Raw genomic sequence first — 16,143 nt, 5'->3', positions numbered from 1 at the left:
ATTGCAGTGAAAAGCTTTTTTGAAAAAAATGCAGTTTTTGTAATTTTTATGGAGCGACCAGCGGAAGCTTTATAAAAATAATACAAAAACACATTTTTGAGAAAAACTTGTAACGTAAAGCGGGAATAGCTCCAAAAAATAAAAATGAAAGCAAAAGCATTTGATACCGGATTATTCAAACGAATTTTAAAATATACCAAACCCTATAAATGGCGCTATTACGGCGTTATAATTTTTGCCGTTTCGCTGTCAATTTTTGCAGCACTTCGCCCCTATTTATTAAAACAAACGGTCGACGGCTATATCAAGACACATGATAAGCAGGGTTTGTTGATGTATATTATTTTAATGGGAGTGGTTCTTTTATTTGAAGTTTTCTCGCAGTTTTATTTTGTTTATTGGGCAAACTGGCTGGGTCAGGATATTGTAAAAGATATTAGAACGAAACTTTTTAAGCACATTTTGAGTTTTAGAATGAAATATTTTGATTTGGTTCCGGTGGGTCAATTGGTTACCAGATCAGTTTCTGACATTGAATCGATTGCCCGTATTTTTAGCCAGGGGTTGTTCATGATCATTAGTGATTTGATGAAAATGCTGGTGGTACTGATTTTTATGTTTTACATGAACTGGAAACTAACCTGGATCGTTGTGGTTGCAATGCCAATTCTGGTTTTTATTACCCGAATTTTTCAGCGTAAAATGCAGGTAGCTTTCGAGGAGGTTCGAACTCAAATTGCCAACATGAACTCGTTTGTACAGGAACGTGTTACGGGAATGAAGATTGTACAGCTTTTTAACCGTGAAAAAATCGAGGCTGAAAACTTTAAGGAAATCAACAATAAACACCGCGTTGCGTGGATAAAAACAATTTTATATAACTCGATATTTTTCCCGATTGCAGATATCATTTCGTCAATTACTCTGGGATTGGTGGTCGTTTACGGTGGATTTAAAATCCTGAACGGGGATCATTTTACCACTTTTGGAGATTTATTTTCTTATACAATGTTTATTGGAATGCTGTTTAATCCGTTACGTCAGATTGCGGATAAATTCAACGAGATGCAACTAGGAATGATTGCTGCCAATCGTGTTTTTGATATTATAGATACTCAGGATCATATTCAGGATACCGGAACGCTTGAAGCACCGGTTTTTAACGGAAGTATCGAATTTGAAGCTGTCCGTTTTAGTTACATTCCGGAGGAAGAAGTTATAAAAGGAATTGATTTATCTGTGGCTTCCGGACAAACTATTGCCATTGTAGGTTCTACCGGAGCAGGAAAATCGACTATTATAAATTTACTGAATCGCTTTTATGAAATAAACAGCGGAACTATTTTTATTGATGGTCACAACATCGAAAATTATACACTGGCATCATTACGAAAACAAATTGCTGTGGTTCTACAGGATGTGTTTTTATTTGCTGATACGATTTATAACAACATTACTTTGCATAATCCTGAAATTACGCGTGAGCAGGTCTTAAATGCGGCTAAAAAAATTGGTGTGCATGAATTTATAATGAGTTTGCCAGATAATTATGATTTTGATGTTAAGGAACGTGGTGTAATGCTTTCTTCAGGACAGCGACAGTTAATTGCGTTTTTACGCTCATATGTCAGTAATCCCAGTATTTTGATTCTGGATGAAGCTACATCGTCAATTGATACTTATTCTGAAGAATTGATTCAGCGTGCCACCGAAACAATTACCAAAGGAAGAACTTCGATTATTATTGCACATAGATTGGCCACAATTGTAAATGCAGATAAGATCGTAGTAATGGATAAAGGGTTAATTGTAGAACAGGGAACGCATCAGGAATTACTGAATAAACCCGACGGATACTATAAAAACCTCTATGATTCACAGTTTTCGGTCGCTAACTAGATTTTCAAATGCTAAAATATTTCTTAAAAAAGTTAAATTAGCGTTATAGGAATCATAAAACTGGTAATTCATAGAAATTATGTAACAATTGTGCTTTTTGAATTAATTATATTTGAGAATCTATAATTAAATGTAAAAGAAAATGCCACAAAATAGATTTTATCCAAACGAACAATTCAAAGAAATAGAAATAAACGCATCATTACAACTTAGATATGCAATTTCAAATAAAGGTCGCTTAATCAGCTTTTCAGACGAAATACAAAACGGACGTATTTTAAAAGGCGGTTTAAGTGATGGTTATCCAACTTTTAGATTTAAGGTTAAAAATGACGACAAAATTGTCAATAAATATCTCTTTTTATACAAATTAGTTGCCCAATATTTTATCCCTAAAACATCCGAAGATCAAACCTATGTCCTGCACCTGGATTATAACCGAAGCAATGATGATGTAAATAACTTACGCTGGGCGACAAAAGCCGAAATGATGGCTCACAGTCGTAAAAGTCCACGTGTGATTCAGGCTAAAAAGAACCTGATTGAACACAACTTAAAAGCCGACGGAAGAAAATTAACAACTACCAAAGTCATGTTAATCAAAAAAATATTAGCAAGACCGGAACAAAAAACACGTCTTAAAATGATTGCCAAACAATTTGGCGTAAGCGAAATGCAAATCAGACGTATTGCCAGCGGAGAAAACTGGGGGCACGTTAAAGTTTAATTGTCTTTTTTTTTTTGTAAAATGATAAAGGTAAAATGTGAAATGTTTGAATATTAAATCAACATTTCACATTTTACCTTTTTTTCTTTTTACATCTTAAACATTTTTACAGCTCACAATTTTCACATTTTACTTTTTACTTTTTTACATCTTACTAGTTTTTTAAAATAAATCCTTAAATTCGCAATCACAAATAACAAAAGAATAAATCGGAAAATGAGTTTCGGAATTAAACTTCGTTTTCGGTAATAAATACTAAAAACCAAAAAAATGAAATACGACGTTATTGTTTTAGGAAGTGGTCCTGGCGGATATGTAACAGCTATTAGAGCTTCACAATTAGGCTTTAAAGTAGCTGTAGTTGAAAAAGAAAACCTTGGTGGTGTATGTTTAAACTGGGGATGTATCCCAACAAAAGCATTACTAAAATCAGCTCAGGTTTTTGATTATTTAAAACACGCTTCTGATTATGGATTAAAGGTTTCTGAATTCGATAAAGATTTTCCAGCCGTAGTACAACGTAGCCGTGGTGTTGCTGAAGGAATGAGCAAGGGAGTTCAGTTTTTGATGAAAAAAAACAAAATTGACGTTATTGAAGGTTTTGGAAAACTAAAACCAGGTAAAAAACTTGACGTTACTGATAAAGACAATAAAGTTACTGAATATAGCGCTGATCATATTATCATCGCAACCGGAGCTCGCTCTCGTGAGTTACCAAACTTACCACAAGATGGTGTAAAAGTAATAGGATACCGTCAGGCAATGACTTTACCAACTCAGCCAAAATCTATGATTATTGTAGGTTCAGGAGCAATTGGGGTTGAATTTGCTCATTTTTACAACTCAATGGGAACTGATGTTACTATTGTAGAATTTATGCCAAACGTTGTTCCTGTAGAAGACGAAGATATCTCAAAACAATTTGAGCGTTCTTTGAAAAAAGCCGGAATTAAAGTGATGACGAACTCATCTGTTGAGCGTATTGACACAACCGGTGCAGGAGTAAAAGCGTTTGTTAAAACGGCTAAAGGTGAAGAAGTTCTTGAAGCTGATATCGTACTTTCGGCTGTTGGAATCAAAACTAACATTGAAAACATAGGTTTAGAAGAAGTTGGAATCGCTGTAGACAGAGATAAAATCTTAGTAAACGCTTACAACGCAACTAATATTCCTGGTTACTATGCAATTGGAGACGTTACTCCAGGACAAGCTCTAGCTCACGTAGCTTCGGCTGAAGGAATTAACTGTGTAGAGAAAATTGCTGGTTTACACGTAGACCCAATCGATTACGGAAACGTTCCTGGTTGTACATATGCAACTCCTGAAATTGCTTCTGTAGGTTTAACAGAGAAACAAGCTAAAGAAAAAGGATACGAATTAAAAATTGGTAAATTCCCATTCTCAGCTTCTGGAAAAGCTAAAGCTGCCGGAACTCCGGACGGATTCGTAAAAGTAATCTTTGATGCTAAATACGGAGAATGGTTAGGATGCCACATGATTGGTGCTGGTGTTACAGATATGATTGCTGAGGCAGTTGTAGCACGTAAATTAGAAACTACAGGTCATGAAATCCTTAAATCTATTCACCCTCACCCAACAATGAGTGAGGCTGTTATGGAAGCTGTAGCTGATGCTTACGGCGAAGTAATTCACTTGTAAAAAATATTGTATTGATGTAAAAGCATTGATACGAGTTACATATTATTTTCAATTTAAAATCCGATTTGTGAAAGCAAGTCGGTTTTTTTTTTACCTCTTCATTACTACAAAAATCTTTTTTTTTAGATTATTTCTCTAAAGACAGAATCAAAAAGCTAAAAAACAGCTACATACAAAAAATAATATTTTTCTTATTATGTTTTTTTTGTATTTTTATCTATACTAAAAATCTGACAACACACCCTTTCCATTACCAACTAAAAATCATTTAAACTGATCTTATAATCTGAACCAAGTTTCAATAAAGTTCAGTTTTACTTACAAAAGATGAAAATAGTAAAATTTTATAACCACTAATAAATAGCCATTATGAAAAAAATCTTTCTTTATTTTTTATCTGTGCTTCTTTTGACAGCTTGTAATCAAAGTAAAAATACAGATCTAAATACATCAAATTCTAAAGAAACTGATACAACTAACGTAAATAAACAATTGCCCCCTGGTCCGGATATTAATATTAAAATCACTGAATCTTATGCCAGACAAGTTGCAAGAGATGCTTATTTTTGGGCATGGCCAATGGAAAACATTTACAACAGGCGTCTTGCTTTTAAACAATCTCCAAAGGTTGGGCTTATGAATGGTGTATTGCCTTTTGCACCATTAAATTCTTTAGCCATGCTGCACGATTACATAAAACCTGAGCAACGCTGGGTTGCCTGCCCTAATCAGGATGTTGTATATGGTGCTGCAATTGCTGCACTCGATGAAACTCCGGTTGTGATACAAGTACCGGATTTTGGTGATCGTTTTTGGGTCTATCAAGTGGTTGATTTGCGAACAGATGCTTTTGCTCAAATAGGTAAAATGTACGGAACAAAGCCCGGTTTTTATTTATTAGTGGGTCCAAATTGGAAAGGCGAAATACCAAAAGGAATTACAAAAACGTTTCGCAGTAAAACAGGAACGGCCTTTATTGTACCAAGAGTATTTCAGGACGATACTCCCGAAGATAAAAAAGCAATACAAAAGATAATAAACAATATCGATGTATATGCTTTGGATAAATTTGATGGTAAAACAAAAGTTCAGGATTGGAGTAAATTACCATCTCTCGCTTCACCAACAAAAGACAATGGTACCAGCGAAACCAAATGGGTTTTTCCTGAGACCTTTTTTGATGAACTCCCTGCTATTCTTAAAGATGCCCCACCTTTGCCGGGTGAAGAATCCCGTTATGCACAAGTCCTTGCTGTAATTGAAGCTGCAAAAAAAGATCCTGCACTAAAAAAAGCTATGATAGAAGAAGCTCATAAAGCAGATAAAGAATTAATTGATCCGTTACTACAATTCCGAAATTGGGGAATACCACTCTCCAATAACTGGACAACGGCCAACAATTGTGCCGCTTTTGGAACAGATTATTTTACCCGTACCGCTATTGCCAAATCAAATATACTGGTAAACACAGGATTAGAAACAAAATACTATTATCAGGATCTTGATGCAAATGCCGTAAGACTAAATGGTGCAAATCAATATACAGTAACGTTTGCAAAAGATAAAATGCCACCTGTAAAAGGCTTTTGGTCACTTACTTTATATGATGAACATCACTTTTTTTCTCCCAATGAAATAAAACGTTATTCTTTGGGTACAAAAAATAAAGATTTAAAATATAATCCTGACGGATCGCTTACTCTATATATACAAAACTCAGAACCTCAAGGCGATAAAAAAGCCAATTGGCTGCCTTGCCCTAAAGGTATTTTCTGTCTTTATTTTAGATGTTACGGACCCGAAGAAAAAACAATTAAAAATGAGTGGACGCCACCCGGAGTAATAAAAACATAAAATTAAAAACGAAAAAATCTTCTGGGAAAATTAATTCCGATTTGTGAAAGCAGGTCGGATTTTTTGGACGCGCTATAAAAATCAAGTTAAACAGCATAAAAAATTCTTAAAAATTGACACATAATATATTCGTTTTGTAGCAAAAATTTTATATTTACCTAATATGAAATAATTATTCTAAAATATCAGTAATGGAAAATACACCAATATTTTTTGCAGACGGAGAAAGCCCAAAAATGATTGAAGCATTCAAAAAAGCACAAGAAACTTTTAAATATTTCTGGAGAGAACTATCCTGGGAATATCGCCGCATAGTTCCTGCCCTTGATGTTGCCTGTGTAAAATTAGCTTTTACCCAGGAAATAGATAATGAAACTGTAGTAGAACATATGTGGATAAACGAAATCAATTTTGATGGCGATAAAATAAAAGGCATATTAGTAAACGATCCTAACGAATTAACGAATGTCAGAAATGGCGAATATGTCGAAATTCCGGCAAATCAAATTAGTGACTGGCTATTTGTTACTCAGGATAAAACGTATGGAGGTTTCACGATACAAGCCATGCGATCAGAAATGAACGAAACCGAAAGAGAAGAACATGATGAAGCCTGGGGGTTAAATTTTGGTGATTACAACGATATTCTGGTTGCATATGAACAAAAAGAAAAACCAGAAAACCTCATCGAGCACCCAATGAGTAAAAACATGAACGAAAGTCTTCTGGAATTTATAAAAACCAATCCAGGCGAACTTACTTCTCAGGATGAATTAGGGTATACTTTTTTACACCGCGAGGCAATTGCAGGAAACAGCACAACCGTAAAAGTATTAATAGATGCCGGCGCAGATGTAAACGCAAAAACGCACAATAACAAAACGGCTTTAGATTTTGCAGAGCAACTTAAATGGGAACATTTAATTCCAATATTTACAATGAATTAAAATGTGTTATGATAAAAAAAGCCAATCTATATAGATTGGCTTTTTGTTTTATTGATTTCTAATTTGCTTTTAATTCTTTAAACTGTTCCGTATACATCAAGTGCTTTTTTTAAGCTATTTATTTCTGTTTAATAGTCAAATTGTTATACAAGATTATGTTATCAGGTTCATGATTTCTTTTTTGTGTTATTTTAAGCTCAGATAATGTCCATTTAGGTACGATTTGCGCACCTTTTTCAGTATTTACTTTTTCGCTAAATGTCATTGCACTATTTATAAAAATGTTGCCATTAAATTTTTTATCATTATATAATGCTGTATAGGTATTTTGCTTAGAATCACTGTCTGTTAAATAAGTGTCGTTTGTCTGGTCTCCATCATCAATTGTAAATTCGTAATAACGACTGTGTTTAGAATTCCCAAACATGCTAGAATTAGACGTTTGTTCGTTCCAGGTATACATTTCGATTTTTACTGCAGAAAATAATATTTCCTGTGTTGATCCCGCAACATATTTGTTTGCCAGCATTTTGCGAAGCTCATATTGTTGGGTGAAATTTCCGGGTTTTAAAATCGAAACAAAAAAGGAAGAATTTGCAAGTTTAACTACAATACTGTCTCGTGTTTGTTTTACAAATTGATCCTCAATTGACTCGGACATAAGTGAAGAAGTTACTTTTATTTCTTCCTGAAAATTATAATCAATTTTGTTTTGCTGATGTTTAGTAGCATCAGCCGTTATAGGTTTCAAAACATAAACAACATCAGGAGAAGAATCAAAATCTTTGATTTTCACATCAAATTTTAGAGTTTCTCCTACCTGAATATTGTTCCAAACTGATCGTTCATTACTTTTAGATAAAGTAAAATTGGCTTCATTGTGCTTAATGGTTTCTGATGAATTATTTTCTTCACTACATGAAGCAAGACCGACTAAAATAAAAAAGAGATATTTTTTCATATTTAATTTTTTTTCAAATTAATATTTAAATTTTTTTCAAATTAATGGCTTTATAATATCATCTTTATCCGCTAAAAGTTTTTAGAATAACAGAATAGGGTTACAGGTGTTTTATTTCTTAAAAAACATTTTATTTCCTAAAAAAATAATTCTATAAATTTGAGAGTATCTAAGTAGAAAATTTACAAATCAGAATAATATTAAAATATTTACATTCATAAAAACCTTAAAATCAATACTTAAATATCAAAAACATCTTTGTCAACTTTTAAGATGACAACTTTCTCAGAAAATTATATCACATTTGGTCTGATTAAGAAATAAACCAAAAAAAGCTTTTAATTATACGACAATGATAAACTCAAGAACACTAAAAATTCACACAAAATCCAAATCTGGAGTGCATATGCCTACAAAAATTCCGGTGATAAGACTTGAAGGTAAATGGCTTAAAAAACTAGGTTTCAACGAGGGACAAATGATAAATGTAACACAAGAAATAAACAGGCTCATAATTACTATTGATGATCTGGAGAAATGATCTTATTTTAATAATTCAACAAAAATTAAAGGCTATATTTTTATAACTTTATACCTAAATAATAAAGTCATGAAAGAAATATGCATTGTTGAATTTCCATCAAATTTGGGTTTAAAAGAACCTCAACCCGGAAAAGAACCAGGCGTAAAAAAATTGCCGGACTGGTTATGGAAACATAATTTGCATAAAGAAATTGATCCTAAAAATATTCTAAGACTTGATCCGCCAAAATATACCAATATCAAAGATCCTGAAACTACTATTCTTAATGCAAATGCATTAGTAGATTATGCCAGAGAACAAGCCTATTTAATAAACAATTTACTTTCTCAAAATAAATTTCCGTTTGTACTTGGCGGAGATTGCAGCATATTATTAGGTCCTGCAATTGCTTTAAAACAAAAAGGCAATTACGGATTATTTTATCTCGACGGCCATACTGATTTTATGGATGTTTCCTTATCTGAAACTGGCGGAGTTGGCGGAATGGCCGCTTCAATCGTAACCGGAAAAGGACCTGAAAAGCTAACTAATATTCTTAATCTCGCACCTTATATAAAAGAGGAAAACCTATGGTGCACAGGCAATCGGGAATACGACGATGAATATGAAAATGAAATTCGCAATTCGTCTGCAACTTATATAAGTCTGTATGAATTACGAAAACAAGGCATTTCAAATTGCATTGAAGCATTTCTATCACAAGTAAAAACTAAAAATCTTGATGGTTTCTGGCTTCATATCGATGTCGATGTACTAAATAACTCGATAATGCCATGCGTAGACAGCCCAAGTCCGGACGGACTTACTTATGATGAATTTAATGAGCTTACCTCCTGTTTGTTTCAAAGTGAGAAACTAAGCGGACTCGAAATCACAATCCTTGATCCCGATCTTGATACAACAGGACAATATACAAAAGAGTTTGTAAAGCAGCTCACAACTACTTTTAACAAGTATAAAAGTTAGATTTATTTAATACAGAAAAAACTTTTTGTGGCAGTTTCAATTTTAAAAGGCAAGTAATTTTGCACGGTTCTATTAAAACATAATAGATCACAACTTTGAAAAATTGAATTATGAAAACAAAAATCGCAATATTATCCCTGATATTTTTTACCGTACTTGCTTGTAAACAAGGAGAATCGCAAAGCAATAATGCTTCTAAAAACAACGAACTTACTCCTTTAGAAAAACTAACAGCCGGAAACCAGCGTTTTCTGGATCAAAAATCACTGCATCCGCACCAGAATAAAAAATCTGTTTTAGAAAATCAAGACTCACAAAAACCTTTCGCTGTAGTTATTACCTGTTCAGACAGCAGAGTTTCTCCAGAAATTGTATTTGATCAGGGTATTGGCGATTTGTTCGTGATACGAAATGCCGGTAACTTAATTTCTGATATCGATATGGGAAGCATAGAATATGCCGTAGAACATTTAGACACCAAACTTATTGTCGTTTTAGGACATACAGAATGCGGTGCTATAAAAGCTTATATCAATGATAAAGATGGGGCTTACAAAAAGCATTTTAATCACATTGACAATATTGTCGAAACAATTTCTTTAGAAAATGAAGAAATCGAAGCCGATAAAATTACTCCTAAAATAAACAATTATTTAGGCGCTATTAATGCCAATATCAAACATTCGGCAAAATTAATAGAAGATAATCCGGTTTTGAAAAAACAAAAAATAAAAATCGTTTCCATGCAATACGATGTACATACCGGAAAAATAATGGAGTTATAATTCCAGCATAAAAATAAAGAATATGAATCCGATTTGTGAAAAACAAGTCGGATTTTTTTATTGTATATCGTCCTTATTTCAATTTTTATTAGGACAATTTAAAAAAAGTTTTAAATTTATAATATCAATATTCAAAGCTCAAAACATGACATTAGAAGAGTACAAAAAACAATTTTCAGATGACGATGCTGTAGGCTGGTTGTCTATAGACAAAGAGCTTGATGCACTTTATCCGGATCAGGAACCCAAACATTATGTACCGCCAATACCTTATATGCTTGGTGGCCCAGATCCTCTTGACGGCATAAGTGTTTACGAAAGCAAAAAACAAACAGACCACCTTCATTTTGTAACCTACGGTTTTTCTGAGTTGTACTATGACGAAGCAAAATTAGAGAGCGAATTTAGCAAATGGGGATTTGAACTCACTTTTAGGCTTAAACCTTTTGAAGCAGATAACGGAAATCCAAGTTGGGCAATTGCACTTTTGCAAAACATTGCCAGATATGTTTTTGACAGCGGAAACTGGTTTGAGGAGTTTCATTATATGCCCGCAAACGGACCAATACGTCTTGATACTGATACCGCTATAACTGCTTTGATTATTGTCGCAGATTCAGAGCTGGAAAAAATACAAACCCCACATGGCGAAGTTACCTTTTTGCAAATCGTAGGAATCACATCTGCTGAATATGATCAGTTGATAGAAAACCCGGAAACTGCCGAGGAATTAGTAAATAAACTCAAAGAAAATAATCCGTTGCTGATTACTGATTTGACAAGGAAATAACGCATAATCCGATTTATAAAATTAAGTCGGATTTTTATTTGGGCGTTACCCGCAGAAAAAGCGGGTCGGGCTTTCGGCTCAATCTTTTGTATTGCTCCGCTTACAAAAGGATACCGCCTCTATCCCTAACGCAACCCAGTTTTTAAGAACATTTTATTTCTAAATTAAAGATTATAATAAAAAGATTATTTTAGCTTTGTTTAAAATTCAGCATCAAAACAAACACATTCAATTAGTTACAATCTAAAAAAGGGTATTATTATGAATGCAGAAATACTGGAATACAACAAATTACAAACTCCCGCAGATCAGGAAATCTGCAATCAGTTAGCGGCAATAATCGATAAAAATCTTCCCAATGCCGAAAACAAAATCTGGCACGCACATCCGGTTTGGTTTTTAGACGGTAATCCTGTCGCCGGTTACAGCAAACTAAAAGATAGTGTTCGTTTATTATTTTGGAGCGGACAATCCTTTGATGAAGAAAAACTACTTGACGAAGGTTCCTTTAAAGCCGCAGAATTACGATATACAAATGCTCAGCAAATAGACACTCAGGACTTAGAACGCTGGCTAAAAAAAGCACAGGAAATACAATGGGATTATAAAAACTTAATTAAGCGAAAAGGAATTTTAATACGATTAAAATAATAGAAAATGATTATTTTTAGTTTCTAAACCAAGAATAGCAATTCAAAAAATAATCAATTAAACCTGAATGGAAAAAGAGCAGATAATACAAATATTAATTTATTCTCACGCTCTATTTGGCGGCATTGCCTTACTTTCTGGTTTGATTTCATTAATAGTCACAAAAGGTAAAAAAACACATAAAAAATCAGGCAAGATTTTTTATTACTGCATGCTTTTATCTGCTTTTACAGCTTTGATTATTGCTTGTTTACCAAAACATAAAAGTCCTTTTTTGTTCGCTGTCGGAATTTTTAGTTCTTATTTTATCGTAACGGGTTACAGAGCTTTACGATTCAAAAATAAAAATGTCAATTTAAAAACCGACAAAATAATCTCATGGATTATGATCCTTACTGGTATCATAATGATTGTATATAATCCTTTGGTTCATCAAACAATAAATATCATTTTGACGGCTTTTGGCAGTATTGGATTCTTTTTTTCGGCCAGAGATTTAATGCTTTACAAGAACATACATAAACTAAAAACCGACTGGCTAAAACTGCATTTAGGAAAAATGATTGGCGGATATATTTCTGCTGCAACAGCTTTTGTTGTGGTAAATAATTTTTTCTCAAGCTTTTATGGCTGGTTTATTCCCGGAATAGTAGGCGGATTTTATATAATCTACTGGATAAAAAGTATAAATAAAAAACAAGCACAAATAAGGTTAGAATAAAATTATTATGAAAATTGTAACCATCAAAAAAAATCATTACGAAGCTTTAAGAAAACTGTTTTTAAAAGAGAGACAAAATACGTTCTCGTGGCTGGATACTTCAAAATATAAACTGGACGATTTTGAAAAACATACAAAAGGAGAACTAGTATTAACAGCTTTAGATCAGGAAATCCCAATTGGGTTTATCTCTATCTGGATGCCAAATAAGTTTATTCATCATTTATATCTCGATCAAAAATATCAAAACAAAGGTATTGGAACTCAATTGCTCAAAGCAGCAATTCAGGAAACAGGCTTGCCAATTACCTTAAAATGTTTAGAGGATAATGTCAAGGCAGTCGAGTTTTATGAAAAAAAAGGATTTATTGCCATAGAAAGAGGTCCATCTGAAAATGGAGAGTACATATTATTTGAATTATCAGAAAATTTAAAATAACAATACCTAAATACACCAAACATAACCTAAATCCAAAAACATGAAAACAAACACCATTATTTTGCTTGCGGGCTTAATACTTATTTTAGTTTCTATTTTTACTTCTTATAGAAAAGCGCAAAAAAACGAAACCTTGAAAAATACAGATCCAAATCAATTAATTCCCGGACCTATAGTTCACAATCAGTTAAGTGAGGAACAAATCGAAAAAATAACCAAAATTCAATCTGTTTTTTCAGATGTTTATCCAATTTCACTCGAAGATTCTATAAAAAACTTTAAAAGAGATCGAAATCCGGATAACGAAATAAGAGTGTGGTTTAATATGATGAACGCTTATGAAAAGTTCGTTTCTAAAGATCCACAAATTACGGTAGAAAAAAAATCTGAGGTTTTTAAACTCATTTTATCCCGATCCATGATGGAAGAAAGCAAAGTAAGAAGCCAAACCGAATTTAAATTATTAAGCGATACTGAAATCGATGAGATATTTGCCAATTACACTTTACAATCAAAACCAATAATTACAGCATAACATACTTTAAAAAAGAAACATAATGGCGCACACTTTCTATTCTTATTTAGCATTTATAACACCTGATTCTGATGCAGGCCTGATTGCTTTAAAAAACAATTTAGACACTTTTTATGAAAAATCAGAAATAGAAAACAAACCTGAAATTGTCCTTAATGATCATCAGATCGATATTATTTTTGATGATGAGTATCGTTTTTATATTGCCTTCTCGCAAGAAGAATATGTAAATGAAGAGGCGCTTGAATTTGCACAGGAAAATAAAATGGACTGGAATGAAGAAGTCATAGATAAAGCAAAACTGGAAACCTGCTATAAAAGATTTGAAGTCTGGGGTGATGACGACTTTGATATGGATTATTTTAACGATAGTTTATTTATTATAGAACAAATAGAGAAGTTTAACGACGTGATTATTTTTGCTGTTCAGTAAGAGACTTAATGCATTAAATTTTACAAAAAGAAAACAATAAACAATTCTTTTAAGAGATTAAACAATTACAACGCAACCATTTAATAAATCTTACATCTATTAATTAAACCAACGTAAAATTTATAACTATGAAAAAATTGTTCTTGTTAATCGCAGTTGTCTTATTTTGTTCTTGCAGTAATGATGATAACCATTCGTCTCAAAACGATTTAAAAGGCAAATGGAACCTTACTAATACTTCTGGAGGTATCACTGGTACAACATATCCTAACCCTGCAGATCAGCAAATGGTTTTAGAATTTTCTGAGAATACTTTAAAAACCTATTTAAATGGCACTTTATTAAATACTCAGACCTATAGTTTTCAAACAAAAAAATCAATTTTTGGAGGCGTTAGAAAAATGATAGTTACCCAAAGTAATGCAATAGCGAATGACATTAACAGAGTACAATCTTTTAAAATTGTTGGCGACAAATTATACCTAAGAGACGAATGTTTCGATTGTTACACATCAGAATATATGCGTATAAATCCTGCTGCATTCTAAAAATAATGCCATTAGATCACAAACATAAAAAAGGCTTAAAAAGTATTATTTTTTAAGCCTTAAAAAAAGCTGATTTTTATTTTATAAGCTTTACACTGCTTTTCCCTATTCTGTATTCTGGTTTTAATTTGTATTTTCGTTCTAGTAGAAACGAATTATTAAAATATAAATAAGTCAACTCATAATTATGGAAGAAGCAATAATCGAAAAATCAGTTTTTGAAGAAATCCCAACAGAAAAAATTTACACCGAAAAAGCAATTACTGTCGGTACTTTTTTAGGAGGGCCATTGGTTGCCGGTTATTTTATGGCAGAAAATTTTAAAGTTTTTGGTGATTTCAACAAAGCGAGAAAAACATGGATTATAACGATTCTCGCCACCATTTTTATCTTTGGACTGATTTTTTTGATCCCTGAAAATATAAATATTCCCAATATGATTTTCCCCATTATTTATATGGGAATTGCCGCTTATTTTACCAAACAATATCAGGAAAAACAAATCAATAAGCACATCGAGAATGGCGGGGAACATTATAATTGGTGGCGCACCATATTAATTTCATTTATAGGAATTTCTGTTTTGCTTGGTGCTATATTCAGTATTTCCTTTTTGACAGAAACTGTAAACGGAGGACTTACAGAGTCAACAAAAAAATATGGCACTATGAATCATGAAATTGCCTATCAAAGCAACATTAATGAAAATGAAGCAGACAGGATTGCTACAGCTTTTGAGAAAACAGCCTTTTTTGACGATTCTATAACTAAATATGTCTATCTGGAAAAAATCGATAACAACTACGAAATTTCTATTTCATGCAATGAATCGGTTAAAGATGATACTGCAGCCGCACAACCGTTTGTACAATTAAGAAATGATATGCAAAAACATTTTCCTGATAATAAAATCATTCTCAAACTTGTCGTTGATAATCTTGATAATGTGGTCAGGAGAATTGAGTAAATACAGGATACTGATACAAATAAATCTAATAATCTAAAACTGTCTGATCTAACCTTAAAATTGTCCTTAAAGAACCCTAAAGCATTGATTTTTAAACAGTAAATTTGTTTTACTAATTTCTAACATCAAATAAAATGAGTGCACAGGATTTTACCACAACTATAAAAACTGACCAGTCTCCTGAAAAAGTTTTTAACGCCGTTACCAATGTTCGCGGTTGGTGGTCTGAAGAAATTGAAGGCAATACCACCAAACTTAATGATGTATTCGAGTATCATTATGAAGACATTCATCGCTGTAAAATAAAACTTATTGAGGTAATTAAAAATAAGAAAATCGTTTGGGTGGTCGAGGAAAACTATTTTAAATTCACGAAAGACAAAACAGAATGGACAGGTACGAAACCTACTTTTGAAATCTCAGAAAAAGACGGAAAAACTGAACTCCGTTTTACGCATTTTGGTTTGGTTCCGGAATACGAATGTTTTGAAATTTGCCGCGATGGATGGACAAATTATATCCAGAATAGTTTGCAAAAGCTTATTACAACTGGCAAAGGCGAACCTAATGCAACCGGAAAACCACAAACAGAAAATGAGAAAAAATTGTCTCAAAAATAATTTCATTCTTTTTTACTCCCACTTTTAGGCTACGACAATAATAGTTTTGGCTAAATCTGTTTGTTTGATGTTGCGCAACTTTGTAACATCAAAAAGA

Annotated in this window: 18 protein-coding genes; 17 read left to right on the top strand and 1 reads right to left on the bottom strand. The window is 32.8% G+C overall.

Translation table 11 applies throughout. The annotated features are described in order from the left end of the window. The first annotated feature begins 144 nt into the window (after positions 1-144). From RC62_RS14035 to RC62_RS14015, 5 genes are all read left to right on the top strand, one after another. Positions 145-1,899 (top strand): ABC transporter ATP-binding protein, encoded by a 1,755-nt coding sequence (locus RC62_RS14035; protein ID WP_055096185.1) that lies wholly within the window; start codon positions 145-147, stop codon positions 1,897-1,899. Positions 1,900-2,041: 142 nt separating this feature from the next. Then, entirely contained in the window at positions 2,042-2,626 is a 585-nt protein-coding gene (locus tag RC62_RS14030) for an NUMOD4 domain-containing protein (RefSeq protein WP_055096184.1), read from the top strand. A 270-nt stretch (positions 2,627-2,896) separates the two neighbouring features. Further along, a complete protein-coding gene (gene lpdA, locus RC62_RS14025) occupies positions 2,897-4,285 on the top strand; it encodes a dihydrolipoyl dehydrogenase (RefSeq protein WP_017496030.1) in 1,389 nt (462 codons plus the stop codon). Positions 4,286-4,654: 369 nt separating this feature from the next. Then, on the top strand, positions 4,655-6,139 hold the full coding sequence (locus RC62_RS14020; RefSeq protein ID WP_082421300.1) for a DUF1254 domain-containing protein: 1,485 nt from the start codon (positions 4,655-4,657) through the stop codon (positions 6,137-6,139). A 191-nt stretch (positions 6,140-6,330) separates the two neighbouring features. Continuing rightward, the gene (locus RC62_RS14015) at positions 6,331-7,086 is read left to right on the top strand and encodes a YegJ family protein (RefSeq protein WP_055096182.1); all 756 of its coding nucleotides are present in this window, start codon (positions 6,331-6,333) and stop codon (positions 7,084-7,086) included. Between the two features lie 118 nt (positions 7,087-7,204). On the opposite strand, the gene RC62_RS14010 is transcribed toward RC62_RS14015, so the two are convergent. Further along, positions 7,205-8,047 (bottom strand): hypothetical protein, encoded by an 843-nt coding sequence (locus RC62_RS14010; protein ID WP_055096180.1) that lies wholly within the window; start codon positions 8,045-8,047, stop codon positions 7,205-7,207. A gap of 406 nt (positions 8,048-8,453) precedes the next feature. Here RC62_RS14010 and RC62_RS14005 point away from each other — a divergent pair, with 406 nt between their 5' ends. From RC62_RS14005 to RC62_RS13950, 12 genes are all read left to right on the top strand, one after another. After that, positions 8,454-8,588, top strand: coding sequence for a SymE family type I addiction module toxin (locus RC62_RS14005; protein WP_245176830.1), 135 nt, complete (start codon positions 8,454-8,456; stop codon positions 8,586-8,588). A 69-nt stretch (positions 8,589-8,657) separates the two neighbouring features. Next, the gene (locus RC62_RS14000) at positions 8,658-9,557 is read left to right on the top strand and encodes an arginase family protein (protein ID WP_055096176.1); all 900 of its coding nucleotides are present in this window, start codon (positions 8,658-8,660) and stop codon (positions 9,555-9,557) included. A gap of 110 nt (positions 9,558-9,667) precedes the next feature. Next, on the top strand, positions 9,668-10,342 hold the full coding sequence (locus RC62_RS13995; RefSeq protein ID WP_055096174.1) for a carbonic anhydrase: 675 nt from the start codon (positions 9,668-9,670) through the stop codon (positions 10,340-10,342). 145 nt (positions 10,343-10,487) lie between these two features. Then, positions 10,488-11,132 (top strand): suppressor of fused domain protein, encoded by a 645-nt coding sequence (locus RC62_RS13990; protein ID WP_055096173.1) that lies wholly within the window; start codon positions 10,488-10,490, stop codon positions 11,130-11,132. A 261-nt stretch (positions 11,133-11,393) separates the two neighbouring features. Next, positions 11,394-11,783 (top strand): DUF1801 domain-containing protein, encoded by a 390-nt coding sequence (locus RC62_RS13985; protein WP_055096170.1) that lies wholly within the window; start codon positions 11,394-11,396, stop codon positions 11,781-11,783. A 67-nt stretch (positions 11,784-11,850) separates the two neighbouring features. Further along, a complete protein-coding gene (locus RC62_RS13980) occupies positions 11,851-12,504 on the top strand; it encodes a hypothetical protein (protein ID WP_055096168.1) in 654 nt (217 codons plus the stop codon). Between the two features lie 7 nt (positions 12,505-12,511). Next, the gene (locus RC62_RS13975) at positions 12,512-12,943 is read left to right on the top strand and encodes a GNAT family N-acetyltransferase (RefSeq protein WP_055096166.1); all 432 of its coding nucleotides are present in this window, start codon (positions 12,512-12,514) and stop codon (positions 12,941-12,943) included. 40 nt (positions 12,944-12,983) lie between these two features. Further along, on the top strand, positions 12,984-13,478 hold the full coding sequence (locus RC62_RS13970; RefSeq protein WP_055096165.1) for a hypothetical protein: 495 nt from the start codon (positions 12,984-12,986) through the stop codon (positions 13,476-13,478). A 22-nt stretch (positions 13,479-13,500) separates the two neighbouring features. Then, the gene (locus tag RC62_RS13965) at positions 13,501-13,911 is read left to right on the top strand and encodes a hypothetical protein (protein WP_055096163.1); all 411 of its coding nucleotides are present in this window, start codon (positions 13,501-13,503) and stop codon (positions 13,909-13,911) included. Between the two features lie 128 nt (positions 13,912-14,039). Further along, positions 14,040-14,459, top strand: coding sequence for a hypothetical protein (locus RC62_RS13960; RefSeq protein WP_055096161.1), 420 nt, complete (start codon positions 14,040-14,042; stop codon positions 14,457-14,459). Positions 14,460-14,646: 187 nt separating this feature from the next. Then, positions 14,647-15,426 (top strand): hypothetical protein, encoded by a 780-nt coding sequence (locus tag RC62_RS13955; protein WP_055096159.1) that lies wholly within the window; start codon positions 14,647-14,649, stop codon positions 15,424-15,426. 134 nt (positions 15,427-15,560) lie between these two features. Then, a complete protein-coding gene (locus RC62_RS13950; RefSeq protein WP_055096157.1) occupies positions 15,561-16,046 on the top strand; it encodes an SRPBCC family protein in 486 nt (161 codons plus the stop codon). The last annotated feature ends 97 nt before the right edge of the window (positions 16,047-16,143 follow it).

The sequence above is a fragment of the Flavobacterium aquidurense genome (assembly GCF_001404985.1).
Lineage (GTDB): Bacteria > Bacteroidota > Bacteroidia > Flavobacteriales > Flavobacteriaceae > Flavobacterium > Flavobacterium aquidurense_B.
The sequence above is the reverse complement of the archived record's forward strand: the minus strand, read 5'-3'. Positions and strand labels throughout refer to the sequence as shown.

What these genes read in the sequence shown, in the direction of transcription:
- RC62_RS14000 (WP_055096176.1), top strand. Translation starts at nt 8,658, where the DNA reads ATGAAAGAAATATGCATTGTTGAATTTCCATCAAATTTGGGTTTAAAA.
- RC62_RS14015 (WP_055096182.1), top strand. Translation starts at nt 6,331, where the DNA reads ATGGAAAATACACCAATATTTTTTGCAGACGGAGAAAGCCCAAAAATG.
- RC62_RS14005 (WP_245176830.1), top strand. Translation starts at nt 8,454, where the DNA reads ATGCCTACAAAAATTCCGGTGATAAGACTTGAAGGTAAATGGCTTAAA.
- lpdA (WP_017496030.1), top strand. Translation starts at nt 2,897, where the DNA reads ATGAAATACGACGTTATTGTTTTAGGAAGTGGTCCTGGCGGATATGTA.
- RC62_RS13955 (WP_055096159.1), top strand. Translation starts at nt 14,647, where the DNA reads ATGGAAGAAGCAATAATCGAAAAATCAGTTTTTGAAGAAATCCCAACA.
- RC62_RS13980 (WP_055096168.1), top strand. Translation starts at nt 11,851, where the DNA reads ATGGAAAAAGAGCAGATAATACAAATATTAATTTATTCTCACGCTCTA.
- RC62_RS14030 (WP_055096184.1), top strand. Translation starts at nt 2,042, where the DNA reads ATGCCACAAAATAGATTTTATCCAAACGAACAATTCAAAGAAATAGAA.
- RC62_RS13990 (WP_055096173.1), top strand. Translation starts at nt 10,488, where the DNA reads ATGACATTAGAAGAGTACAAAAAACAATTTTCAGATGACGATGCTGTA.
- RC62_RS13960 (WP_055096161.1), top strand. Translation starts at nt 14,040, where the DNA reads ATGAAAAAATTGTTCTTGTTAATCGCAGTTGTCTTATTTTGTTCTTGC.
- RC62_RS13965 (WP_055096163.1), top strand. Translation starts at nt 13,501, where the DNA reads ATGGCGCACACTTTCTATTCTTATTTAGCATTTATAACACCTGATTCT.
- RC62_RS14035 (WP_055096185.1), top strand. Translation starts at nt 145, where the DNA reads ATGAAAGCAAAAGCATTTGATACCGGATTATTCAAACGAATTTTAAAA.
- RC62_RS13970 (WP_055096165.1), top strand. Translation starts at nt 12,984, where the DNA reads ATGAAAACAAACACCATTATTTTGCTTGCGGGCTTAATACTTATTTTA.
- RC62_RS13995 (WP_055096174.1), top strand. Translation starts at nt 9,668, where the DNA reads ATGAAAACAAAAATCGCAATATTATCCCTGATATTTTTTACCGTACTT.
- RC62_RS13985 (WP_055096170.1), top strand. Translation starts at nt 11,394, where the DNA reads ATGAATGCAGAAATACTGGAATACAACAAATTACAAACTCCCGCAGAT.
- RC62_RS13975 (WP_055096166.1), top strand. Translation starts at nt 12,512, where the DNA reads ATGAAAATTGTAACCATCAAAAAAAATCATTACGAAGCTTTAAGAAAA.
- RC62_RS14020 (WP_082421300.1), top strand. Translation starts at nt 4,655, where the DNA reads ATGAAAAAAATCTTTCTTTATTTTTTATCTGTGCTTCTTTTGACAGCT.
- RC62_RS13950 (WP_055096157.1), top strand. Translation starts at nt 15,561, where the DNA reads ATGAGTGCACAGGATTTTACCACAACTATAAAAACTGACCAGTCTCCT.
- RC62_RS14010 (WP_055096180.1), bottom strand. Translation starts at nt 8,047, where the DNA reads ATGAAAAAATATCTCTTTTTTATTTTAGTCGGTCTTGCTTCATGTAGT.